Source organism: Prauserella endophytica (assembly GCF_005146945.1).
Classification (GTDB): Bacteria; Actinomycetota; Actinomycetes; order Mycobacteriales; family Pseudonocardiaceae; genus Prauserella_A; species Prauserella_A endophytica.
In genome coordinates this window covers 141,285-162,155 of the sequence record NZ_SWMS01000007.1, presented here as the reverse complement: position 1 = coordinate 162,155, position 20,871 = coordinate 141,285, and the positions used below count along the sequence as shown (strand labels likewise).

General features: G+C 71.5%; 25 protein-coding genes. 17 read left to right on the top strand and 8 right to left on the bottom strand.

The window, feature by feature from the left end:
• The first annotated feature begins 7 nt into the window (after positions 1–7).
• From FCN18_RS15210 to FCN18_RS15175, 8 genes are all read left to right on the top strand, one after another.
• Entirely contained in the window at positions 8–1,174 is a 1,167-nt protein-coding gene (locus FCN18_RS15210; protein WP_112267560.1) for an acyl-CoA dehydrogenase family protein, read from the top strand.
• Positions 1,174–1,941: an SDR family NAD(P)-dependent oxidoreductase gene (locus tag FCN18_RS15205; RefSeq protein WP_112267559.1), complete on the top strand. Its 768-nt coding sequence runs from the start codon at positions 1,174–1,176 to the stop codon at positions 1,939–1,941. The genes FCN18_RS15210 and FCN18_RS15205 overlap by 1 nt, the downstream gene beginning before the upstream one ends.
• Positions 1,941–3,122: a CaiB/BaiF CoA transferase family protein gene (locus tag FCN18_RS15200; protein ID WP_112267558.1), complete on the top strand. Its 1,182-nt coding sequence runs from the start codon at positions 1,941–1,943 to the stop codon at positions 3,120–3,122. Before FCN18_RS15205 ends, FCN18_RS15200 begins: the two co-directional genes overlap by 1 nt.
• Entirely contained in the window at positions 3,119–3,907 is a 789-nt protein-coding gene (locus FCN18_RS15195; RefSeq protein WP_228713970.1) for an enoyl-CoA hydratase/isomerase family protein, read from the top strand. The genes FCN18_RS15200 and FCN18_RS15195 overlap by 4 nt, the downstream gene beginning before the upstream one ends.
• 20 nt (positions 3,908–3,927) lie before the next feature.
• Positions 3,928–5,061, top strand: a complete 1,134-nt coding sequence (locus FCN18_RS15190) for a thiolase family protein (protein ID WP_137095409.1) — start codon at positions 3,928–3,930, stop codon at positions 5,059–5,061.
• Between the two features lie 9 nt (positions 5,062–5,070).
• On the top strand, positions 5,071–6,219 hold the full coding sequence (locus FCN18_RS15185; protein ID WP_137095408.1) for an acyl-CoA dehydrogenase family protein: 1,149 nt from the start codon (positions 5,071–5,073) through the stop codon (positions 6,217–6,219).
• Positions 6,220–6,308: 89 nt separating this feature from the next.
• Positions 6,309–6,917: a TetR/AcrR family transcriptional regulator gene (locus FCN18_RS15180; protein ID WP_137095407.1), complete on the top strand. Its 609-nt coding sequence runs from the start codon at positions 6,309–6,311 to the stop codon at positions 6,915–6,917.
• A 17-nt stretch (positions 6,918–6,934) separates the two neighbouring features.
• Positions 6,935–7,414 carry a hypothetical protein gene (locus FCN18_RS15175; RefSeq protein ID WP_206077901.1) on the top strand — a complete coding sequence of 160 codons (480 nt, stop codon included), beginning with the start codon at positions 6,935–6,937 and terminating at the stop codon, positions 7,412–7,414.
• A gap of 81 nt (positions 7,415–7,495) precedes the next feature.
• On the opposite strand, the gene FCN18_RS40140 is transcribed toward FCN18_RS15175, so the two are convergent.
• Both FCN18_RS40140 and FCN18_RS40135 read right to left on the bottom strand, forming a co-directional pair.
• The gene (locus tag FCN18_RS40140; protein WP_228713968.1) at positions 7,496–7,774 is read right to left on the bottom strand and encodes an acyl-CoA dehydrogenase family protein; all 279 of its coding nucleotides are present in this window, start codon (positions 7,772–7,774) and stop codon (positions 7,496–7,498) included.
• Between the two features lie 33 nt (positions 7,775–7,807).
• A complete protein-coding gene (locus FCN18_RS40135) occupies positions 7,808–8,053 on the bottom strand; it encodes a hypothetical protein (protein ID WP_228713966.1) in 246 nt (81 codons plus the stop codon).
• A 198-nt stretch (positions 8,054–8,251) separates the two neighbouring features.
• On the opposite strand from FCN18_RS40135, the gene FCN18_RS15165 reads away from it, so the two are divergent.
• The 6 genes from FCN18_RS15165 (at position 8,252) to FCN18_RS15145 (ending at position 11,123) form a co-directional block, all read left to right on the top strand.
• Entirely contained in the window at positions 8,252–8,518 is a 267-nt protein-coding gene (locus FCN18_RS15165) for a hypothetical protein (RefSeq protein ID WP_137095406.1), read from the top strand.
• Complete coding sequence (locus FCN18_RS15160) at positions 8,515–9,333, top strand: SDR family oxidoreductase (protein ID WP_137095405.1); 819 nt, start codon at positions 8,515–8,517, stop codon at positions 9,331–9,333. The genes FCN18_RS15165 and FCN18_RS15160 overlap by 4 nt, the downstream gene beginning before the upstream one ends.
• Before the next feature lie 7 nt (positions 9,334–9,340).
• On the top strand, positions 9,341–9,832 hold the full coding sequence (locus FCN18_RS15155) for a cupin domain-containing protein (protein WP_112267546.1): 492 nt from the start codon (positions 9,341–9,343) through the stop codon (positions 9,830–9,832).
• Complete coding sequence (locus FCN18_RS15150; protein WP_137095404.1) at positions 9,829–10,077, top strand: hypothetical protein; 249 nt, start codon at positions 9,829–9,831, stop codon at positions 10,075–10,077. Before FCN18_RS15155 ends, FCN18_RS15150 begins: the two co-directional genes overlap by 4 nt.
• A gap of 135 nt (positions 10,078–10,212) precedes the next feature.
• A complete protein-coding gene (locus FCN18_RS39750; protein ID WP_206077900.1) occupies positions 10,213–10,503 on the top strand; it encodes a Rossmann-fold NAD(P)-binding domain-containing protein in 291 nt (96 codons plus the stop codon).
• Between the two features lie 5 nt (positions 10,504–10,508).
• Positions 10,509–11,123 carry a TetR/AcrR family transcriptional regulator gene (locus FCN18_RS15145; protein ID WP_206077899.1) on the top strand — a complete coding sequence of 205 codons (615 nt, stop codon included), beginning with the start codon at positions 10,509–10,511 and terminating at the stop codon, positions 11,121–11,123.
• Here the strand turns inward: FCN18_RS15145 and FCN18_RS15140 are convergent.
• Positions 11,120–11,761 carry a TetR/AcrR family transcriptional regulator gene (locus FCN18_RS15140; RefSeq protein ID WP_137095402.1) on the bottom strand — a complete coding sequence of 214 codons (642 nt, stop codon included), beginning with the start codon at positions 11,759–11,761 and terminating at the stop codon, positions 11,120–11,122. The two genes, FCN18_RS15145 and FCN18_RS15140, sit on opposite strands and share 4 nt — an antisense overlap.
• Positions 11,762–11,853: 92 nt before the next feature.
• Between FCN18_RS15140 and FCN18_RS15135 the strand changes: the two genes are divergently transcribed.
• From FCN18_RS15135 to FCN18_RS15125, 3 genes are read left to right on the top strand one after another with little or no spacing between them, the layout of a single operon-like run.
• Positions 11,854–13,146, top strand: a complete 1,293-nt coding sequence (locus FCN18_RS15135; RefSeq protein WP_137095401.1) for a hypothetical protein — start codon at positions 11,854–11,856, stop codon at positions 13,144–13,146.
• Positions 13,147–13,157: 11 nt separating this feature from the next.
• Positions 13,158–14,567 (top strand): acyl-CoA reductase, encoded by a 1,410-nt coding sequence (locus FCN18_RS15130; protein ID WP_137095400.1) that lies wholly within the window; start codon positions 13,158–13,160, stop codon positions 14,565–14,567.
• Positions 14,560–15,546 carry an aldo/keto reductase gene (locus FCN18_RS15125; protein WP_137095399.1) on the top strand — a complete coding sequence of 329 codons (987 nt, stop codon included), beginning with the start codon at positions 14,560–14,562 and terminating at the stop codon, positions 15,544–15,546. Before FCN18_RS15130 ends, FCN18_RS15125 begins: the two co-directional genes overlap by 8 nt.
• A gap of 10 nt (positions 15,547–15,556) precedes the next feature.
• Here the strand turns inward: FCN18_RS15125 and FCN18_RS15120 are convergent, their stop codons facing one another.
• The 5 genes from FCN18_RS15120 to FCN18_RS15100 are packed head-to-tail and all read right to left on the bottom strand — an operon-like array spanning position 15,557 to position 20,843.
• Positions 15,557–16,375 carry an NAD(P)-dependent oxidoreductase gene (locus FCN18_RS15120; protein WP_137095398.1) on the bottom strand — a complete coding sequence of 273 codons (819 nt, stop codon included), beginning with the start codon at positions 16,373–16,375 and terminating at the stop codon, positions 15,557–15,559.
• Positions 16,375–16,887 (bottom strand): DoxX family protein, encoded by a 513-nt coding sequence (locus FCN18_RS15115; protein ID WP_228713964.1) that lies wholly within the window; start codon positions 16,885–16,887, stop codon positions 16,375–16,377. The genes FCN18_RS15120 and FCN18_RS15115 overlap by 1 nt, the downstream gene beginning before the upstream one ends.
• Positions 16,877–17,779 carry an alpha/beta hydrolase gene (locus tag FCN18_RS15110; protein ID WP_112267532.1) on the bottom strand — a complete coding sequence of 301 codons (903 nt, stop codon included), beginning with the start codon at positions 17,777–17,779 and terminating at the stop codon, positions 16,877–16,879. Before FCN18_RS15110 ends, FCN18_RS15115 begins: the two co-directional genes overlap by 11 nt.
• Positions 17,776–19,434 carry a thiolase C-terminal domain-containing protein gene (locus tag FCN18_RS15105; RefSeq protein WP_137095397.1) on the bottom strand — a complete coding sequence of 553 codons (1,659 nt, stop codon included), beginning with the start codon at positions 19,432–19,434 and terminating at the stop codon, positions 17,776–17,778. Before FCN18_RS15105 ends, FCN18_RS15110 begins: the two co-directional genes overlap by 4 nt.
• Before the next feature lie 32 nt (positions 19,435–19,466).
• Positions 19,467–20,843, bottom strand: coding sequence for a cytochrome P450 (locus FCN18_RS15100; protein WP_137095396.1), 1,377 nt, complete (start codon positions 20,841–20,843; stop codon positions 19,467–19,469).
• Positions 20,844–20,871: the final 28 nt, after the last annotated feature.

Genomic DNA, 20,871 nt, shown 5'->3' with positions numbered 1-20,871 from the left:
GGGCGCAGTGGACTTCGCGCTGACCGAGGACCAGGAGATCATCCGCAAGTCGGTCGCCGAGCTGGCGAGGCGGTTCGACGACCGGTACTGGATGGAGAAGGACCAGGCACACGAGTTCCCCGGCGAGTTCTACGACGCGATCGCCAAGGGCGGCTGGCTGGGCATCACGATCCCGGAGGCCTACGGCGGGCACGGGCTCGGCATCACCGAGGCGTCCCTGGTGCTGGAGGAGGTCTCTCGCTCCGGCGGCGGGATGAACGCCGCGAGCGCGATCCACCTATCGATCTTCGGCATGCACCCGGTGGTGGTGCACGGCTCAGAGGAACTCAAGCGGCGCACGCTGCCGAGGGTGGCGACCGGCGACCTCCACGTGTGCTTCGGGGTCACCGAGCCCGGTGCGGGACTGGACACCTCGCGCATCACGACGTTCGCGCGGCGCGAGGGCGACCACTACGTCGTCAACGGCCGCAAGGTGTGGATCTCCAAGGCCATGGAGTCGGAGAAGATCCTGCTGCTGACGCGCACCACGCGGTACGAGGACGTCGAGAAGAAGACCGACGGGATGACGCTGTTCCTCACCGACCTCGACCGGAGCAGGGTCACGGTGCGGCCGATCCGCAAGATGGGCCGCAACGCCGTCACCTCCAACGAGCTGTTCATCGACGACCTGCGCGTGCCGGCCGAGGACCGGGTCGGCGAGGAGGGCAAGGGATTCACCTACCTGCTCGACGGGCTCAACCCCGAGCGGATGCTCATCGCCGCCGAGGCGCTCGGGCTCGGCAGGGTGGCGCTGGACAGGGCCGTGCGGTACGCGGGTGAGCGCGTGGTGTTCGACCGGCCGATCGGCGCCAACCAGGGCATCCAGTTCCCCCTGGCCGACTCGCTGGCCCGGCTCGACGCGGCGGAACTGGTGCTGCGCAAGGCGACCTGGCTCTACGACAACGGCAGGCCGTGCGGTCGCGAGGCCAACACCGCCAAGTACCTCTGCGCCGACGCCGGGTTCACCGCGGCCGACCGGGCGCTGCAGACCCACGGTGGCATGGGCTATGCCGAGGAGTACGACGTCGCCCGCTACTTCCGCGAGGCCAGGGTCATGCGCATCGCACCGGTCAGCCAGGAGATGGTCTTGAACTACCTGGGCTCACACACACTGGGAATGCCGAGGAGCTACTGATGGCCGACAACACCGGGCTGTTCGACCTCGCGGGACGTTCCGCGCTCGTCACCGGAGCCGCTGGGGGCATCGGCGCCGCGGTCGCGCGAGCGCTGGCGGACGCGGGCGCCGCCGTGCTGGTGACCGATGTGGACGGTGCCGCCGCCTCCGCCGTCGCCGAGCGGATCCGCGCCGAGGGCGGCAAGGCAGAGGGCGCCGCGCTGGACGTGCGGGACCGGGCCTCGGCGGGCGACGCCGCCGCCCGTGCCGCCGCGCTCTCCGACGGGCGGCTGCACATCCTCGTCAACAACGCGGGCGTCACGGCGCCGGCGATGTTCCCCGACCTCGACGAGGACGGTTTCCGGCGCGTGCTCGACATCCACGTCATGGGCACGGTGAACTGCTCCCAGGCGGCGCTGCCGTACCTGCCGGAGGACGGCACCGGGCGGATCATCAACGTCACCTCTTCCGCCGGCATCACGGGCACGCTCGGCCAGGTCAACTATTCGGCTGCCAAGGCGGGCATCATCGGCATCACCAAGTCGCTCGCCAGGGAACTGGCCAGGAGGAACGTCCTCGTCAACGCGCTCGCCCCGCTGGCGGCCACGCCGATGACGGAGACCATCCGCACCAACGAAAAGTTCGCGGCGACCATGCTCGCCCGGATCCCGCTGCGCCGCTGGGCCGAGCCGGAGGAGGTCGCGGGCGCCTTCGTGTTCCTCGCCTCCGACGCCGCCTCGTTCGTCACCGGGCAGGTGCTGCCCGTCGACGGCGGCATGGTGATGTGATGCCGGGACCGCTGGCCGGCGTCACGGTGGTCAGTCTCGAGCAGGCGGTGTCCGCGCCGATGTGCAGCCGCACGCTCGGCGACCTCGGCGCCCGCGTGATCAAGGTGGAGAACCCCGGTGGCGGCGACTTCGCCCGCCACTACGACGACGTCGTGAACGGCCTCGCGGCCCACTTCGTGTGGGTCAACCGCGGCAAGGAGTCGGTGACGCTCGATCTCAAGTCCGAGGCAGGGCTGGAGCTGCTGCACCGCCTGCTCGACCGGGCCGACGTGCTGGTGTCCAACCTGACGCCCGGCACAACGGCCCGCCTCGGCATCGCCCCTGCCGACCTCGCCGAGCGGCATCCCGAGCTGATCGCCGTGGAGATCGACGGCTACGGCCCCGGCGGGCCCCTTTCGCACAAGCGCGCCTACGACCTGCTGGTGCAGGCCGAGTCGGGTGCCTGCGCGATCACGGGATCGCCGGGGGCGCCGGCGAAACCGGGCCCGCCGATGGCCGACGTCTGCTCGGGGCTCTACGCGGCGCTGTCGGTGCTGTCGCTGCTCTACGCCCGCCGGTCCGGCACGATCGCGGTGAGCCTGTTCGACACGATGACCGAGCTGATGGGCTATGCGCTCACCTACACCCGGCATTCCGGTGTCGACCAGCAGCCGCGCGGCATGGGCTCGCCCGCGGTCGCCCCTTACGGCGCCTACGCCACGGCCGACGGGCAGACCGTCGTGCTCGGCACCACCAACGACCGCGAGTGGCAGCGCCTGGCGCGCGACCTCCTCCAGCGACCCGACCTCGCCGAGGACGACCGGTTCCGCACCAACTCGGGTCGCGTGCGGCACAGCGACCTGCTCGACCGCGAACTCGGCGCGTGGTGCGCCCGGCACGACCTCACCTACGTGCAGAAGCGCGCCGACGACGCGGGCATCGGCAACTCCCGCTTCAACGTCCCCAGCGAGGTCGTCGCCCACCCGCAGCTGGCCGCGCGCGAGCGCTGGCGCGACATCGACACCCCTGCGGGCCGGGTGCCCGCACTGCTGCCTCCTCCGGTGATCGCGGGCTACGAGCCGCCGATGGGCTCGATCCCCGCGCTCGGCGAGCACACCGACGCGGTGCTGGCCGAGCTGGGGCTCGGCGAGGCCGAGATCGCGGGGCTGCGCGAGCAGGGCGCGATCGGGGCCCTGCCGTGACCCCGGTGCTGCTGAGCGGGGATCGCGCGGGCGTGCGGACCCTGACGCTGAACCGCCCGCAGCGCAAGAACGCGCTCGACGCCGAGCTGTGGGAGGCGCTGCGCGGTGCGCTCGGGGCGGTGGCCGCCGATCGCGACGTGCGGGCGCTCGTGCTCACCGGTGCCGGCGGCGCGTTCTGCTCGGGCGCCGACCTCGCCGCGGCGCGGGCCGACGTGCACCCCGTGGACAAGCTGCGCATCCCCACCGAGGTCACGCTGCTGCTGCACGAGCTGAGGGTGCCCACGATCGCCAAGGTCACCGGGGTCGCGGTCGGCGCGGGATGGAACCTGGCACTCGCCTGCGACCTCGTGGTCGCCACACCGGAGTCGCGGTTCTCGCAGATCTTCGCGCGGCGAGGGCTGTCGCTGGACTGCGGCGGCTCGTGGCTGCTGCCGAAGCTCGCCGGGCTCCAGCAGGCCAAACGGCTCGCCCTGCTCGCCGAGCTGGTCGACGCCGAGCAGGCCCTCTCGCTGGGCCTCGTGACGTGGGTGGTGCCCGGCGAGGAGATCGACGGGTTCGTCGAGCAGCTGGCTGACCGGCTCGCGGCGGGCCCACCGGTCGCGCTCGCCCAGACCAAGGCGCTGCTCAACGAGGGCGCCGGCCGGACGTTGCGCGAGGCCCTCGCCAGCGAGGCGAGGGCGCAGCCGATCAACTTCGCCACGGCCGACGTGCCGGAGGCGTACGCCGCGTTCGCCGAGAAGCGCGAGCCGGTGTTCACCGGCCGCTGGGCGGCGGGCCGGTCATGACCGTGAGGTGGAGGTAACCCGTGCGTGAAGTGGTCATCGTCGAGGCGGTCCGTACCCCCGTGGGCAAGCGGAAGGGTGGGCTCTCCACCTGGCACCCCGCTGACCTCTCGGCCGTGGTCCTGACCGCGCTGGCCGAGCGGGCCGGGATCGACCCGGGCGTGGTGGACGACGTGGTGTGGGGCTGTGTCTCCCAGGTTGGCGACCAGTCGAGCAACATCGGCCGCTATGCGGTGCTGGCGGCGGGCTGGCCGGAGAGCATTCCCGGCACCACTGTCAACCGCGCGTGCGGGTCGAGCCAGCAGGCGCTCGACTTCGCCGCGCAGGCCGTCATGTCGGGTCAGCAGGACGTGGTCGTCGCCGGCGGTGTCGAGGTCATGAGCCGGGTGCCGCTGGGGGCCGCGCGGGCCAGCGGCATGCCGTACGGGCCGAAGGTGCTGGAGCGATACGACGGCTTCTCCTTCAACCAGGGCATCTCGGCGGAGAAGATCGCGCAGAAGTGGGGCTTCTCCCGCACCCGCCTCGACGAGTTCGCCGCCCTGTCGCACGAACGCGCCGCCGCGGCTCAGGACAGTGGTGCGCTGTCCGCCCGGCTCGTCCGGATGGACACGCTGACCGCCGATGAGGGTGTCCGGCGAGGGACCACTGTGGACATTCTCGCCGGGCTGAAGCCGGCGTTCACCGCCGACGGCGTGATCCACGCGGGCAACTCGTCCCAGATCTCCGACGGCGCCGCCGCGCTGCTGGTGACGACCCCGGAGAAGGCGCGCGAGCTGGGCCTGACGCCGTTGGTGCGGTACCGCGCGGGCGTGGTGACGGGAGCCGATCCGGTGCTGATGCTCACCGGGCCGATCCCGGCCACGGAGATGGTGCTGCGCAAGGCCGGTGTCGCGCTCGCCGACGTCGAGGTCTTCGAGGTGAACGAGGCGTTCGCGCCGGTGCCGCTGGCGTGGCTTGCCGAGACCGGCGCCGACCCGGACCTGCTCAACCCGCTCGGCGGCGCCATCGCGCTAGGGCACCCGCTCGGCGCGTCCGGCGCGGTGCTCATGACACGCATGATCCAGCACATGCGGGACAACGGAATTCGCTACGGCCTGCAGACCATGTGTGAGGGCGGCGGCACGGCCAACGCCACACTCGTCGAGCTCGCCGACTGAGGAGGAGCCGTGCGCAGAGACGTCTTCACCGCGGACCACGAGGACTTCCGCGAGACGGTGCGGACCTTCGTGGCGAAGGAGGTGGTGCCGCACTACGAGGAGTGGGAGCGGGCGGGCCGGATGCCGAGGGAGGTGTTCGCGAAGCTCGGCGCGTTGGGCGTGCTGGGCATCGCCATCCCCGAGGAGTACGGGGGAGCGGGTATGGCCGACTACCGCTACAACGTCGTGCTGCAGGAGGAGGCCTCCCGCGCGCTGGTCACGCTCGGTACCGTGCGCACCCAGCTCGACGTGATCCTGCCGTACTTCCTCGCCTACGCGGACGCGGGTCAGCGCGACCGCTGGTTCCCCGGGCTCGCGGCGGGCACGTTGCTGACCGCCATCGCCATGACCGAGCCGGGCACGGGCTCCGACCTCGCGGGCGTCCGCACCACGGCGGTGCGCGACGGCGACCACTACGTACTCAACGGCGCCAAGACGTTCATCACCGGGGGGCTGCTGGCGGATCTGGTGATCGTGGTGGCGAGGACGTCGGCCGACCCGGGGGACCGGAGGGCGGGGCTCACGCTGCTCGTGGTCGAGGACGGCATGCCAGGGTTCAGCAGGGGCAGGGTGCTCAACAAGATCGGGCTCAAGGTCCAGGACACCGTGGAGCTGTCGTTCGACGACGTCCGCGTTCCCGTGGCCAACCGGCTCGGCGAGGAGGGCCAGGCGTTCCGGTACCTGGGCCACAACCTGCCGCAGGAGCGGATGACGGTGGCGGTCGGCTCGGTCGCGCAGGCGCGGGCCGCGGTGGCCACGACGACCGAGTACGTGAAGGAGCGCAAGGCCTTCGGGACTTCGGTGGCGTCGTTCCAGAACACGAAGTTCGAGCTCGCGGGCATGGCCGCGGAGGTCGAGGCCGCGCAGGCGATGCTCGACCGCGCCGTGCTGGCGCTGGTGGACGGCGAGCTCTCCGGAGCCGACGCCGCGAAGGTGAAACTGTTCTGCACCGAGACGCAGGGCCGGGTCGTCGACCGCTGCCTGCAGCTCTTCGGCGGCTACGGCTACATGGCCGAGTACCCCATCGCGAGGCTGTACACCGACGCCCGCGTGGCCCGGATCTACGCCGGGACGAGCGAGGTCATGAAGGTGATCATCGCGAAGTCGCTCGGCCTCTGAGGCCGCGGACCGCTTTCGCTGAGACCCTTGTCACAGCTCGCAAACCAACCTAATGTATGTTCAGTAGGTCGGTTGAACAAGGGAGTTCGGTGTCCGATCAACGTCCTTATGCCACGCTGCTCGCCAAAGGTGAGGATCGGCGGCAACGCATCCTGACCATCGCCCAGCGGCTGCTGGTGCGACAGGGCTGGCGTAACACGACACTCGGCCAGATCGCCCGTGAAGCCGGGATCAGTCCGGCAGGCCTGCTGCACCATTTCGAGTCCAAGGAGCAGTTGCTGCACGCAGTGCTCGAAGCACGCGATGCCTACGACGACGCTCACCGGGACACCTCGGGCGACATCATCGACCAGATCGACGGGGTCGCCGCGCGTTTCGACGAGGTGCCCGACCTGGTCGGTATGTTCGTCGTTCTCCTGATCGAGAACCTCGACCCCGAGGCTCCGCTGCACGATCGTCTGCTCGTCAGGTATCGCGCCGCGGTCGACACCGTCGCCGAGGGGATCCGACAAGGGCAACGCGCCGGCCGGTATCGCCCGGATGTGGATCCGGCCGTCAAGGCCGTTGAAATCGTCGCCTTTCTTTACGGGATGGAGACATCATGGCTGCTCGACCCGTCGATCTCGCTGACCGCGGTGTTCAAGGAGTACACCAGGTCACTGGCACGTCAGCTCACCGTGCACGCAGACGTCCCCTGAGGCCGAGGCTGGTGGTCGTGTCCCCGACCACCGCCGAGGTCGTGCGGGCCGCGGGAGGCTGGCTGTTCGACCGCGTGATGGCGGGCTGGGACGTGCTCGTGCTCGTCGCCGACCCGCTGAACTCCCGCCCGCTGCGGATCCTCGGGGCCAAGGGAGTGGATCTTGAGGCGGCGCTGACCTCGCGCGTGAGCGGTCCCCGGCCGCACGCCCTCGCCGTCGACGCGGGACTGTACGAATCGGACGATCGGGTGCAGCGGCTCGTGGTGCGCTCGCTCGACCACGGGCTGACCGATGTACGGCTGTGGGGCGACGACTGGACCGGGGGGCTCGACGAGGACAGCGGTTCCGTGCGCCACCGGCTGAGCGTGGCGGCGAGGGCGTTCAAGGCGCAGGCGCTGGCAGCCACCGCGGCACCCGCCGGATCGGTCGACGTGACGGAGGTGTTCCGCAGCGGAGACCTGTTGCCCGCACCGCCCAGCCTGGTGCCCACCGGTTAGCGGGCGGTCCGCTCTGCAGTGAAGGCCACCTTCACTGCGTTGGGCGCAGTGAAGGTGGCCTTCACTGCAGGGGTGGCCGGGTCAGCGGATGAGGTCGAACGTCTGGCCCTCTCCGCCGAGCAGCGCGTCGGCGGGAACGCGAACGTCCTCGTAGTGGATGAACGCGTGGAATCCCTCGTTCTCCGGCTCGCCGTACAGGCCGACGCCCGGCGTGTCGGTGGGCACGGGGAACATCGACATCCCCGGGTAGGGGCTGACGTCGGGGTCGGTCACCGCCATCACGATCAGGAGGGACGACGTCTTCGCGTTGGAGGAGAAGAACTTCCAGCCGTTGATCACCCAGCCGGCACCGTCGCGCACCGCGCGCGGGGTCGGCGCCCGCCTGCGGTTCGGTCATCGAGTACGACGAGAACAGCTCGCCGTCCGGTAGCGGGCGGAGGTAGCGCTCCTGCTGCTCCGGGTGCCGTAGTGGGCGATGATCTCGGCGTTGCCGGTGTCCGGCGCCTGACAGCCGAACACGATCGGCGCCCACTGCGAGCGGCCGAGGATCTCGTTGAGCAGGGCCAGTTTCAGCTGCCCGTAGCTTTGGCCGCCCAGCTCGGGGCCGAGGTGCGTGGCCCACAGCTGCCGGCGGCGCACCCTCCTCCTTCAGCGGATCGATGATCTTGCGCTTGGTCCCACACAATTGCGCCTCCTCGCCGGGAGTGAGAATATGTCTCTCGCGAACGAGAACGTGATTCTTGAAGGCAAGTAGTGTGTCATGTGAGTTGGAGACCAGTTTCGTCCCGGCAACGGTGCCGAGGAGGTCGAGGCGACCATGGCCACGCTGTCGGCGCGGTGGGAACCGGTGGCAGGCGGCGCATCCACCACGTCGGCCGCTGGTCCGACGACGTGGCCGCCGACTCCGCCGTGCTCGCCGCCCACGGCTGCGTCACCGAGGCGAGCAGGACGGGCTCCGGCCGCGCGCCGTACCTCAGCTTTCCGCGCAGCACCTGCAGCACCACGGGTTTCCGGCTCGAGCTCGTCAGCAGGGCGGCGGAGCCGGGACTGATGCGATGCTGGGCCGCGCCCGGCACCGGACGACGACAGGAGGAAGGCCGATGACGACCGTGGGCATCGCGACCGGCTCGGGCCGGGGGATGGGGCTGGCGTGCGCGCGCCGGCTCACGACGATGGTGGACGTGCTGCTGCTCGTCGACCGCGACGAGGCGGGCGTGAGCGCCGCCGCGGGCAAGCTCGCGGCCGAGGGGTCCGCGCACGTCGAACCGGTCGCGCTGGACGTCACCGATCGCGACGGGCTCGCCCGGCTCGCCGATCGGGTCGCCGACACCGGCACGCTGCGGGCGGTGGCACACGCCGCGGGCATCTCCCCGACGATGGCCGACTGGCGCCGCATCCTCACCGTCGACCTCGTGGGCACGGCGCTGCTGACGGAGGCGTTGCGCCCTCTCGCCACCGAGGGCACCGCCCTGGTGTGCTTCGCCTCGATGGCCCCGCTGCTCGGCCCGGCCGAGGAGCACCCCGCCGTACTCGCGGCACTCGACGACCCGCTCGCAGAGCGGTTCCCGGAGCGGCTGCACGACGCTCTGGGCGCGCCGCTCGAGGACACGGGCACCGCCTACGCGTGGGCCAAACGCGGGGTGCACCGGCTGGTGCGCAGGGAGGCTGTGCTCCTGGGGCCCGTGGGCGCCCGGATCTGCTCGGTGTCGCCGGGGATCATCGACACGCCGCAGGGCAGGCAGGAGGAACAGAGCCACCCGAGCATGGCGGCGCTCGTGCGGCAGACCCCGCTGGGCCGCAAGGGCAGGCCGGAGGACGTCGCGGCGGTGGTCGCGTTCGCGCTCTCCGACGAGGCCGCGTTCCTCACCGGCACCGACCTCCTCGTCGACGGCGGCGTGTGCGCCGCCCTGCACCGGTGAGCGGCCCATGGCGACGCGACGAGTGGTCACCGGCCTCGCGGACGACGGCACGGCACGAGTGGTGAGCGACGGGCCCGCTCCCTGCGTGCTCACAGACGAACGGGCGCCCGGCTACGAGACCGTTCACCTGTGGGCGACCGACGACGTTCCAGCCGTGCCCGGTGACGGCGCCGACCCGACCCATTCCGGCCAGGCGTTCTTCCCGGGGCCCAAGGGATCACGGTTCTTCGTCAACGTCTTCCCGCCCGGCATGGGCACGGCGCCACCGGACGGCCCCGCCTCACCCGAGCGGATCTTCATGCACGTCACGCGCACGGTCGACTACGGGATCGTGCTGCACGGCGAGCTCACGCTCGTGCTCGACTCCGGCGAGGAGGTCACGTTGCGGGCAGGCGACACGGTGGTGCAGAACGGGACGATGCACGGCTGGCGCAACGCCTCGGCAGCGCCCGCGACGGTGGCCTTCGTGGTCCTCGGTGCCGAGGAGGCCGCCCCGTGACCGGCACCCTGCTCACGCCGAGCCGGTACGCGCGCGAGAGTCCGGACGCGCCGGCGATCGTCCTCGGCGGCTCCGGCGGCGAGGTGGTGACCTTCGCGCAACTGCACGAACGCTCCGTTCGCTTCGCCGCCGCGTGGGCCGCACAGCGCAGCGGCCTGTACTACACGGCCATCGACAACCATCTACGGCCGGGCGAGGCGCAGTACGTGCTCGACGACTGCGGAGCGAGCGCTGGTGGCGAGTGAGGCGATGGCCGGGGTCACCGCCGGTCTCGAGCGCACCCGTGTCCCCGTGAGCGTCGCGGCGGCGGGCGAGCTGCCCGGGTTCGAGCGCTACGACGACGTGCTGGCCGCCGGGACCGCGCGGGAGCTGCCCGATGAGTGCGAGGGGCGCAAGATGCCCTACTCGACGGGCAGGCCGAAGGGCGTGCGCAAACCGTTGCCCCGCACGCCGTTGGGCGACCCGCCGGCGGCACCCGCGCAGATGGCGGCTGGCGGACCCTCGACGAGGACGGTACCTCTACCTCGCCCGGCGAGGACGTGCCGAACGTGCTGCTGCGGCGGTTCGGCCATCCCGGGGAGATCGTCACCGCCGCGCTGTACTACGCGAGCCACGCCTCGGGATACACCACCGGCTCACTGCTGCGGGTCGACGGCCTGGGGCCGGTGTGAGTCCCGTGGAGAGTGACGTCGCGAGCCGGATCGCCCAGCGTTCGCTCGCCAAACGCCGAGCCGACTACGCGGGGGAGGTCCGCAGGCTGCTCGACGCGGCGCTGGAGCTGATGCGGGCGGGCGGCACGACCTCCCGGCCGAGGGTCGCCGACATCGTGGCGGCGGCCGGGTTGTCCAACGAGGCGTTCTACCGGCACTTCCCTTCGAAGGACGCGCTCGTCGCCGCGATCCTCGAGGACGGCAGCGAACGGCTGCGCGGCTACGTCGCGCACCAGATGAGCAAGGAGCCCACGCCGGAGGGCAAGGTCCGGCGCTGGGTGGCGGGTGTGCTCTCGCAGGCGTCCGGGGACGTCGCGGCGACCACGCGGGCCGTGCTGTGGAACGCGGGCGGCGTGACCGGGCCTGCCCCGTCGGGTCCGCCGTCGGTCACCGGGCTGCTCGCAGTGCTGCTGCGGGAGCCGTTCGCGGCGCTCGGGAGTGCCGATGCCGCGTTCGACGCCTCGCTCGCCGCGCACGCCACCGTCGGGACGCTGGCCGACCACCTCTGGGGCCGGTCCGTGCCCGCGCCGTCCGATGTGGACCGGATCACCGCGTTCTGTCTGCGGATCGTGAAGACCTAGGTACGCAGGCTGCGGAGGAAGAGGCGCACCGCACTGGCGACGTGTCGTCGCCGGTCGGCCTCGGCGCGCACGATGCCGAAGGAGGCGAGCCGCGCCGGGGTGCCTGAGACGAGCCCGAGGAAGTGCTCGGCGAGCACCTCCGGGTCGTCGGCCAGGGCGATGTCGCCGGTCTCCGCGTGCCGGTTCAGCAGCTCCACCACGAGCTGCCTGCGCGGCCAGAACCCGGCGGAGTACGCGTTCCGGGCGATGTCGGGGAACCGGGTCGCGTGGGCGATCGCGACCTGCCCGAGGCGGACCATCGCCGGGTCGAGCGCGCGCCGCAGCGCGGTCTCGGCGATGGCGGTCAGCGCGCCCTCCAGGTCGTCGAGGTCCGGCGGCGGTGGCTCCGCGACGGGCCAGTCCGCGCGCTGCATCGCCCACGCCATCACCGAACGGAAGACGGCTTCCTTGCCGGGGAAGCGGGCGTAGAGCGACGCCTTGGTGGTGCCGGCCGCGGCCGCGATGGCGTCCATCGAGGTGTCCTCGTAACCGTGTTCCAGGAACAGCTCGAGTGCGCGCTCCCGCACCGTCTCGTCGAGCAGCCTCGCCTGCTCGCGCGTCGGCCTCCCGCCCCTGCGGGATCGAGTCGGTGGCGTCATCTGCCGCAGTCTGCCAGAACGAAAGCCCTGGACATAACTAGACTCGCAAGTATAGTTAATAGTGCGATCCCCTCACCCCAGCCGGAGGCGCGATGTCAACGACGACGAACCAGCGGGAGACCATCGAGGCGCTCGACGAGCGGTTCCAGGAGCGGCGCCGTCAGGTGCCCGTGCTGGCGAAGCGGGCCGACGCGGAGGGCATCTCCGCGATCCGCGCCAAGGAGGACCTCGTTCCGCTGCTCTTCCCCCACACCACCTACAAGAGCTACCCCGAGACCCTCGTGAGCAAGGGCCGGTGGGCGCAGTTGAACCGCTGGCTCGACTCGCTGTCGACTCATCGCGTCGACGTGGACGTGACCGGGGTCGAGACCGTCGACGACTGGATCGAGCGGCTCGAATCGGCGGGACATCTGGTGACCAGCTCCAGCGGGACGAGCGGCAAGGCGTCGTTTCTCAACAAGACCCGGCGCGACCGGGAGACCTCACTGCGGAACATGCTGGACGGCCTGGCCGACCTTGGCGTGGTGCCCGAGCGCACGTGGCACGTCATTCCGGTCGGACCCGACACCGGCGTGAGCGCTCACCAGGCCACCCGCGACATGATTCTCGACGCCTACGCCAGGCCGGACTCCATCCCGGTACCCACCGCCGAGGTCCGCAAGGACCACTACAGTTACCTCTCTCGCGTCGCCGTCATTCGCAAGGCCATGGCCGACGGCACCGCGAACCCCGACGATGTCGCGGCGATCGAGGCCGACGGCGCGAACCGGCAACGGCAGACCGAGGAGCGCCTGCGCCACTTCGCCGAGCACATCCTGAAGCGGCGGCACGAGCGCATCTTCTTCAACTCGATGTTCGCGCCGCTGTTCCGGCTCTGCGAGATCCTCGAGGAGTCCGGCGCCGCGGCCGGCGACCTCACCGGCGAGAACGCGCTGATGACCGGCGGCGGTCTCAAGGGCAACACGCTCCCGCCCGACTACCAGGAGCGGATCTTCCGCATGCTCAACATCTCGCCGTCCCGCTTCTACCACTACTACTCGATGCAGGAGCTGAACCTGCGCGCCCCCAGGTGCGCCGAGGGCCGCTACCACGTGCCCGCCGGGCTGACCCTGTTCGTGCTGGACAAGGACGGCGAGGCGCCGGCGTCCGGATCGGACGGTGAGGTGGAGGGCCGCGCCGCGTTCTTCGACTCGACCGTGGACGGGCGCTGGGGCGGGACGATCACCGGCGACAAGATCCGTGTCGACCTCCGGGGCTGCCCCTGCGGGCGCCAGGGGGAGAGCATCCACCCCGACATCGTCCGGTACTCCGACCTGCGCGACGACGACAAGATCGCCTGTGCGGGCACGATCGACGCCTACGTCCGCGGCTTCGTCGCCGAGTGAGGGAGCAGACCATGACAGCCACGGCGACCGCGCCCTCCGGGGCCAAGATCCGCGTTCCCCATTTCGTCCGGGGCAAGCTCGTCTACGGCGAGGACACCGAGTACCACTCGCGCGACTTCGGCGTCCCGTTCGTCACCCCACGCCTTGAGCTTGGTGAGCTGTTCGTGCCGCGCACCGAGCCCGGGCCCGCGTTCGACGTGCCGGTGTCCGAGATCATCGACTACCTCGTGGAGACCGGCAAGCACCTCACGCTGGAGAAGAACGCCTACCTGCAGGAGTCGCTGGAGATGACCCTGCGCGTGAGCGCGCTGCCCCGGCGGATCATCGAGAACACCTTCCGCAGGCCGGGACAGTTCCTCACGCGGGAGGCGCTGGAGTACCGCATCGAGCGCACGTTCGGCGGCGGCGCCGTGCTCGACGGCTGGGCCGAGCACACCGATCCGGCCGGCCGGGTCAGCCGGGTGCGCGCGTTCCCGCCCCGCCTGGTGCACATGCTCGCCGGCAACTCGCCCAGCGCGGCCATGACCTCGATCGCCGACGCCGCGCTCGTCAAGGCCGTCAACGTGTTCAAGATGCCCTCGGCCGACCCGTTCACCACGGTCGCCGTGCTGCGCACGATGGCCGACCTCGCCCCTGACCACCCGGTGCTGCGGTCGATGTCGGCCGTGTACTGGCGCGGTGGCGACGCCCGCGTGGAGGGCGTGCTCTACCGCTCCCAGTACTTCGACAAGCTCGTCGCGTGGGGCGGCGGGGACGCCATCGCCAACGCCGCGAAGTACGTGGCGCCCGGCTTCCAGCTGATCGCCTTCGATCCCAAGGTGTCGATGTCGATGATCGGCAGGGAGGCCTTCGAGTCCGAGGACACCCTGCGCGAGGTCGCCGAGCGCGCGGCCACGGACGCCACGGTGTTCAACCAGGACGCGTGCGTCGCGCCCCGGCACATCTGTGTCGAGGGCGGCCTCGCCGAGGCCGACCGGTTCGCCGCACTGCTGTGTGAACGGCTCGGCGTGGACCGGGAGTTCGCGTCGGCGGCCGGCCCGAGGACCCCGAGCGATGTGCGGGAGGCCGTGGACGGCCTGCGTTTCCTCGAACCCGACTACCACGTGTGGGGTGACTACGACGGGCGCGGGCTCGTCGTGCGCTCGCCGGAGCCGGTGGACTTCCACCCCACGAACAAGACCGTCAACGTCGTGCCGGTCGAAGCGCTCGCCGACGCGGCGGCGTTCGCCACGGTGGCGACGCAGACGGTGGGGGTCTACCCGGCACACCGCAAGGCCGAGGTGCGGGATCGCCTCGCCACCGCGGGCGTGCAGCGCATCGTGAACCTCGGCGGCGCGCTGTCCGGCAGTATCGGCAACCCGCACGACGCCATGTACCCCTTGCACCGCTTCGTGAACTGGGTGGTGGACGACGATGCCTGAGTCACTGCGGCTGCGCGTGCTCGGCCGGTCGGGGATGCGGGTGAGCGAGGTCTGCCTCGGCACGATGACGTTCGGCACCGAGTGGGGGTTCGGCGCCGACGAGGCGGTCTGCCGCGAGATCTACGGCGCGTTCCGCGACGCGGGCGGCAACTTCGTCGACACCGCCGACGTCTACACCGAGGGCGCGAGCGAGACGATCCTGGGCCGCCTCGTCGCCGGTGACCGTGACGCCGTGGTGCTCAGCACCAAGTACTCGCTGCCCACCGACAAGGCCGACCCCAACTCCGCCGGCAACCACCGCAAGAACCTCCGGCGCAGCGTCGAGACGAGCCTGCGCCGCCTCGGCACGGACTACCTCGACCTCCTGTGGGTGCACGCGTGGGACGAGTGCACGCCTGCCGAGGAGACCCTGCGCGCGCTCGACGACCTCGTGCGGTCGGGCACCGTGCTCTCGATCGGGATCAGCAACACGCCCGCGTGGGTGGTGGCCCGCTCCCAGGCCATCGCCGAGCTGCGCGGGTGGAGCGCGTTCTGTGCCGTGCAGGTGGAGTACTCGCTGGCCGCGCGGACACCGGACCGCGAGCTGCTGCCGATGGCCCGTTCGCTCGGCCTCACGCCCTGCGCGTGGAGCCCGCTCGCCCGGGGGCTGCTGACCGGGAAGCGGAGAGAGGACAACCGTCCACAAGGGACCCGGCCCTCGGCGGCCGAGGCTGCGGCCGAGGTCGCCGCCGAGCTCGGCACCACACCGGCGCGGGTCGCGCTCGCGTGGGTGCTGCGCCAGGGACTGCTGCCCGTGCTGGGCGCACGGACTCTCGTGCAGCTGCGGGACAACCTCGGCGCGGTGGACCTCCGGCTGGACGACACGCAGCTGGAGCGGCTCGACGCCGCCACGCGCGTGCGGCCCGGCTACCCCCATGACTTCCTGCGCGAGCGCAGGGCGGCGCTGAACCCGGCGGCACTGAACGACCCGCCCCGGTGACGGCCTCCGTTCAGCGGGGCCGGTCCATCGCCGCGAGCGCGGCGTCGGCGGCGGCGAGCACGATGCCCGGCGTCGCCCCGTCCGCGCTCGCCAGGTCGGCGACCAGCCCGACGTCCTTGCGCAGCAGCGCACCGGCGTGCGCGGCGATGCGGTCGAGCGTCCCGCCCGCGGCGATGATCCGGCCCAGCGCGAAGCTGTTCGCCGTGCCGTGCGAGACCACCTCGCCGAGGCGGCGCGGGTCCACGCCGAATGCCTGCCCGAGCGCGAGGGTGCTCGACGCGGTGGCGAGGTTGGCCGTGAACAGGAGGTTGTTGAGCAGCTTGGTCAGCTGTCCCGCGCCCAGGTCGCCGAGGTGCACCACCGGGTCGCCGTAGGTCTCGAAAACGGGACGGCAGCGCTCCACGACGGCCTCGCCCCCGCCCGCCATGACGAGCAGGCTGCCCGCGGCCGCGGCCGGGCCGCCGCCGCTCACCGGAGCGTCGACGACCGCGACGCCGCGCGCCGCGGCCCGCTCGGCCAGACGGCGGCAGGTGTCCGGGTGCACCGTGCTGTGCACGGCCAGCACACCGCCCTCCCGCAGCCCGGCCAGCACGCCGTCCTCGCCGCTCGTGACCTGCTCGACGTCGGCGTCGCTCACCACGCAGACGCAGACGAGGTCGCTCACGGCGCCCAGCTCGGCCGGTGAGCCCGCGGCCTTCGCCGTGGTGCCGGTGAACGGCTCCAGCGACGCGGGTCGGCGGGCCCACAGCGACACCTCGTATCCGGCGTCGACGATCCGCCGCGCCATCGGTGCGCCCTGGCTGCCCAGCCCGATGAACCCGACCCGCATCAGCCCACCTCCGACTCGACCTCGGCCGGCCGGGGCCGCCAGCAGACGGCGAGCAACCCGGCTGTCGCGACCACGGCCACCCCGAGCGCGACGCCACCCCCGGCCCAGCCGGTGACCTCGATGCCGAACGCGGCGTCGAGCGACACCCGGCCCGGCCCGAGCATGGCCAGAGCGAGCGCGACCACGGCCAGCACGAGCACGTACTCGTAGCCGTCCTTGAACACGAAGAACCCGTTCGGCCGGTGGGCGAGCACACCGGCGACCAGCATCACCGAGATCACCGCCGCGCACGCGGGCGCCGTGAGCAACCCGAGCACCAGCAGCGCGCCCGCGCCGATCTCGGTGACCACGCTCAGCCACGCCTGCAGCGTCCCGTACCGCAGCCCGAGCCCGCCGAACCAGCGGGCGGTGCCCTCGATCCGGCCACCGCCCAGCCAGTGGTTCACGCCGTGCGCGATCATCGTGCCGCCGACCACGACCCGGATCAGCAGCAGTGCGAGGTCAGCCTCCACCGGTTCCCCTCCTGCTCTCTTGCCTTGCCACCACGCATTCCTCCAAAAAGGACAGAGCCCGCAGATGGTAGGCCGCCGCGGTGAGCCCCGTGCTCAGGTTGTGCCCGCTGTTCGCCTGCAGGTTCACCACGACCCGGGGGGCCGCGGTGAACAGCCCGGCGATGTCGGCCATCGCCTCCGGATCGGTACGCCACACCAGGTCGTGGTCGCCGAGCGTGTACTGCACGGGCACGCGGACGTCCGTCGCGGTGAGCGCGAAGTCGCGGGGCGCCCACCGGGCCACCACGTCGGACTCGTAGGCGGGCGCCGACGCGGCGAAGTGCGCGCCGCCGATCACCTCGGCCGGATACAGCTCGGCGGGTTCCCAGAGCAGCCGCTGCAGCCCTGTCGGCCTACCCGGCCGTGCCCCGCCGAGGATGCGTTGCGCGGTGGGGTGGAACCGGCAGCCGGTGCCGGCGAGCTCGATGCCGAGCAGTGAGTGCCCGCGCTCGTCGGCCGCCATCCGCACGGCCAGCTCGCACCCCGCCGAGTGGGCGAGCACGAACACGCCGGCGCCTCGCGGCCGGTCGCCGAGGAGGAGGTCGATCGCGGCGTATGCGAGGTCGACCCTTCGCTCGGGGGAGCGCATCCCCTCGGCGAACGGTGCCGACCGTCCGTAGCCCGGCCGGTCGAGCGCCAGCACGGTGAACCCGAGTGCCGCACCGGCCTCCAGCAGGGACAGCCGGGGCAGGCCGGGATGGTGGAAGTAGGGAGACGTCGCCGCACCGCCGTGCAGTGCCACGAGCACGGCTCGCGGGTCCCGGACCTCCCGCACCAGAGCGGACATCGGCACGCCGCCGACCTCGGCGACGCGCGACTCGACGGGCGTGACCTCCTCGACCGGCGACGTCATGCGGCCGCCCTGAGCAGCAGCACCCCGCTGGGCGTGAGCCCGCCGCTGGTGGCCACCGCGACCTCGGCCTCGGGCACCTGGCGCGCCCCGGCCTCCCCTCGCAACTGCAGCACGGCCTCGTGGATGAGGCCCATGCCGTGGGTGCGGCCGTGCGAGAGCTGCCCGCCGTGCGTGTTCGCCGGCAGCATGCCGTCCCTCGCGATGTTCTTGCCGCCGTCGAGGAAGTCCCCGGCCTCGCCGATCCCGCAGAAGCCCAGTGCCTCCAGCCACGACAGGAAGTTGATCGTGAACCCGTCGTAGAGCTGCGCCACGTCGACGTCGGCCGGGCGCAAGGACGTTCTCGACCACAGGTGCGCCGACTGCCCGAGCACCTGCGGCTCGTGGGTGAGCTTGCTCTGGTCCCACTCGATCCGCTCGATGATCTGGGTGCCCACCGCCTCCACGAGCACGGGCGGTTTCGCGAGGTCCGCGGCCACGTCCTTCGCCGACACGATCACCGCCACCGAGGCGTCACACGGCACGTCGCAGTCGTAGAGCCCGAACGGGGTGGTGATGGTCCGCGCGCCGAGGTAGTCCTCCATCGTGAGCGGTTCGCGGTAGATCGCCGTCGGGTTGAGCGCGGCGTTGGCCCGCTGGTTGAGCGCGATCCAGCCGAGGGTCTCCCGCGTCGTGCCGTAGCGGTGGAAATGCCGCTGCGCGTTCTGCGCCAGCGTATGTGCGGGCGACGTGGCTCCGAACGGCGCCAGCCAGCTCGGCGTGCGCCCGGACGGCGGCTCGATCCGGCCGGCCTTCACGAGCTCGCCGTAGGTGGATTCCCACACGGTGCGGAAGCACAGCACATGCCGTGCCAGCCCGGCCGCGACCGCCAGCATCCCGGCGATCACCGAGCCACCGGGGCCGAACGTCTCGCCGCCGCCGTTGTACCACGTCGGCCGGATGCCCAGCGCGGATTCGAGGGCGCCCACGCCGCCCTCGCCGAACCCACTGACCGGCCCCGCTCCGGGCCATGTCGATAGGCCATCGATGTCCGAAAAGGACAGGCCAGCGTCGGCGATCGCGCGCTCACACGCCTGCACTGTCAGCGACAGCGGCGGGACCATGAGCCTGCGCCCGATCTCCGACATCCCGATGCCGGTGATCGCGACCTTGTCCTCGAACTTCTCGGGGGTCGCCATCGGCCGGACGTGGCGGTGCACGTCCTCCGGCTCGACCTCATCGCACGGCAGCGGCGCGGGACCAGTTCGCCCGTCCGCGGGCCGGAACAGCGGCAGCCACACGTCGTCGTGCCGCTCGAACACCACCTCCAGCCGCATGCCGAGCTCTAGCTCGGGCGGATCGCACCCGACGACGTTGGTGGTGAGCCGGACCCTCGGGTCCTCCTCGATCGCCACCTGTGCGACCACGTACGGCGAGGGCAGCCCCGGCAGGCTGAACCGGTGGCTGACGGTGAAGCCGATCAGCGTCGCGAAGCCGGACACCTCTCGCGGGCCCAGCCGCCGTCCCCGGCAGTACCGGCAGACCGGTTGCGGCGGGTGGATGAGCGCCTCGCAGGACTCGCAGGCCTGGACCCGCAGTGTGCCGTCCGCCCCCGAGGTCCAGAAGAACTCGTTCTGTAGTGTCACCAACGGCAGGGGACGTCCCGGCTTCGCGGTCACCTCGCCTCCTCGCTGCGTTCCGTTCGGGCCGGTCAGCGGGCGATCCTCGCCTCGGTCTTGCGGCTGGTGACGGGCTCGGCGAGCCGCTGCTCGTCACAGGAACGCTGCAGCACCTCCAGCGTCTCGTCGAGGCCGGGCCCCAGCGGCGAGCCGGGCGTGAAGTCGGCGGGCAGCTTCCGCATCCCCTGGATCACGCCGATGGTGTCGTAGTGCACGGCGCCCTCCGGATCGCAGTGGTAGTCGGGAATGCGGTCCAGCACCTGGATCAGCATGCGCTTGAACACCGTGCGGGCCACGTTGGAGCCGATGCAGCGGTGGATGCCGATTCCGAAGGCGTAGTGCCGGTTTCCCTTGCGGGCCAGGTCGATCGTGTTCGGCTCGGGGAACACCGACGCGTCGCGGTTGGCCATCGCCCAGGAAAGCCACAGCCGGTCGCCCTCCTTGAACTCCGTGCCCGCCATCTCGCAGTCCTGCGAGATGGTGCGGCCGTCTCCTGGCGCGGGCGTGTAGAACCGGAGGAACTCCTCGGTGGCCGAGTCGAGCAGCGAGTCGCGCTCGCGGGAGAGCCGTGCCCGCTCGTCGGGATGCTGCGACAGCCATTCCAGCGCGTGCGCGGTGAGCGCGGTGGTGGTGTCGAACCCGCCGCCGATGATCAGCCCGAGCACGCCGAGCAGCTCGTCGTCCGGCGGCTGCTCGCCGTCGATCTCGAAGCGCGCCAGCGCGTCCACGAGACCCGGCCGGGGGTTCGCCTTGATCTCCGCGAGCTGCCGGGCGAGGTCCTCGCGCATCGCCTGGTGCAGCTTGCCGACGCGGACGATGTCCGGCGAGTTCGGAGGCGTGTAGACCGCGGCGTGGGTCGGCTCGTTGTAGATCTCCCAGTTCTTGAGGGGAATTCCCATCATCGCGAGCGTGAACACGGCGGGAACGACGTTGGCGAGGTCGTCGACGAAGTCGATGCTGCCGCTCTCGATCTTCTCGTCGATACACGCGCGGACGACCTCGTCGATGAACGGGATCCAGCGGTTGATCGCGGCGGGGGAGAGGTACGGGTTGAGGGCCTGGCGGTAGTACCGCTGCTCGGGCGGATCCATCTCCAGGAAGCCGCCGCGAGAGCCCTTTGCCCTCGGCTGCGGCGGGATCATGATGCCCTGGTAGCCGCGGCGCTCGCCCTTCACGTCGTGGTCGTTGGAGACCTTGTCGGACGAGCGGGCGAGCTCGAACACCTCGCTGGCCCCGGCGGCGACCCAGTGGCCGCCGTAGGTGTCGGACCAGGCGATGGGGCACCGGGCGTGCATGTCCTGGGTGATCGACTCGAACTTCTCCCGGTACTCCGGAGTGTGCCGGTCGAAGTGGTACCGGTTCTTCTTGCGGTCCTCGTCGTCGACACTGCTCGCCTTGTCCACGCTCATGACGGTGTCCTCTCTGACTGCTCGCCTG

Coding starts and splice junctions, on each gene's coding strand:
- FCN18_RS15205 (WP_112267559.1), top strand. CDS start 1,174: ATGGCCGACAACACCGGGCTGTTCGACCTCGCGGGACGTTCCGCGCTC.
- FCN18_RS15200 (WP_112267558.1), top strand. CDS start 1,941: ATGCCGGGACCGCTGGCCGGCGTCACGGTGGTCAGTCTCGAGCAGGCG.
- FCN18_RS15160 (WP_137095405.1), top strand. CDS start 8,515: ATGACGACCGTGGGCATCGCGACCGGCTCGGGCCGGGGGATGGGGCTG.
- FCN18_RS15155 (WP_112267546.1), top strand. CDS start 9,341: ATGGCGACGCGACGAGTGGTCACCGGCCTCGCGGACGACGGCACGGCA.
- FCN18_RS15140 (WP_137095402.1), bottom strand. CDS start 11,761: ATGACGCCACCGACTCGATCCCGCAGGGGCGGGAGGCCGACGCGCGAG.
- FCN18_RS15135 (WP_137095401.1), top strand. CDS start 11,854: ATGTCAACGACGACGAACCAGCGGGAGACCATCGAGGCGCTCGACGAG.
- FCN18_RS15130 (WP_137095400.1), top strand. CDS start 13,158: ATGACAGCCACGGCGACCGCGCCCTCCGGGGCCAAGATCCGCGTTCCC.
- FCN18_RS15125 (WP_137095399.1), top strand. CDS start 14,560: ATGCCTGAGTCACTGCGGCTGCGCGTGCTCGGCCGGTCGGGGATGCGG.
- FCN18_RS15120 (WP_137095398.1), bottom strand. CDS start 16,375: ATGCGGGTCGGGTTCATCGGGCTGGGCAGCCAGGGCGCACCGATGGCG.
- FCN18_RS15110 (WP_112267532.1), bottom strand. CDS start 17,779: ATGACGTCGCCGGTCGAGGAGGTCACGCCCGTCGAGTCGCGCGTCGCC.
- FCN18_RS15100 (WP_137095396.1), bottom strand. CDS start 20,843: ATGAGCGTGGACAAGGCGAGCAGTGTCGACGACGAGGACCGCAAGAAG.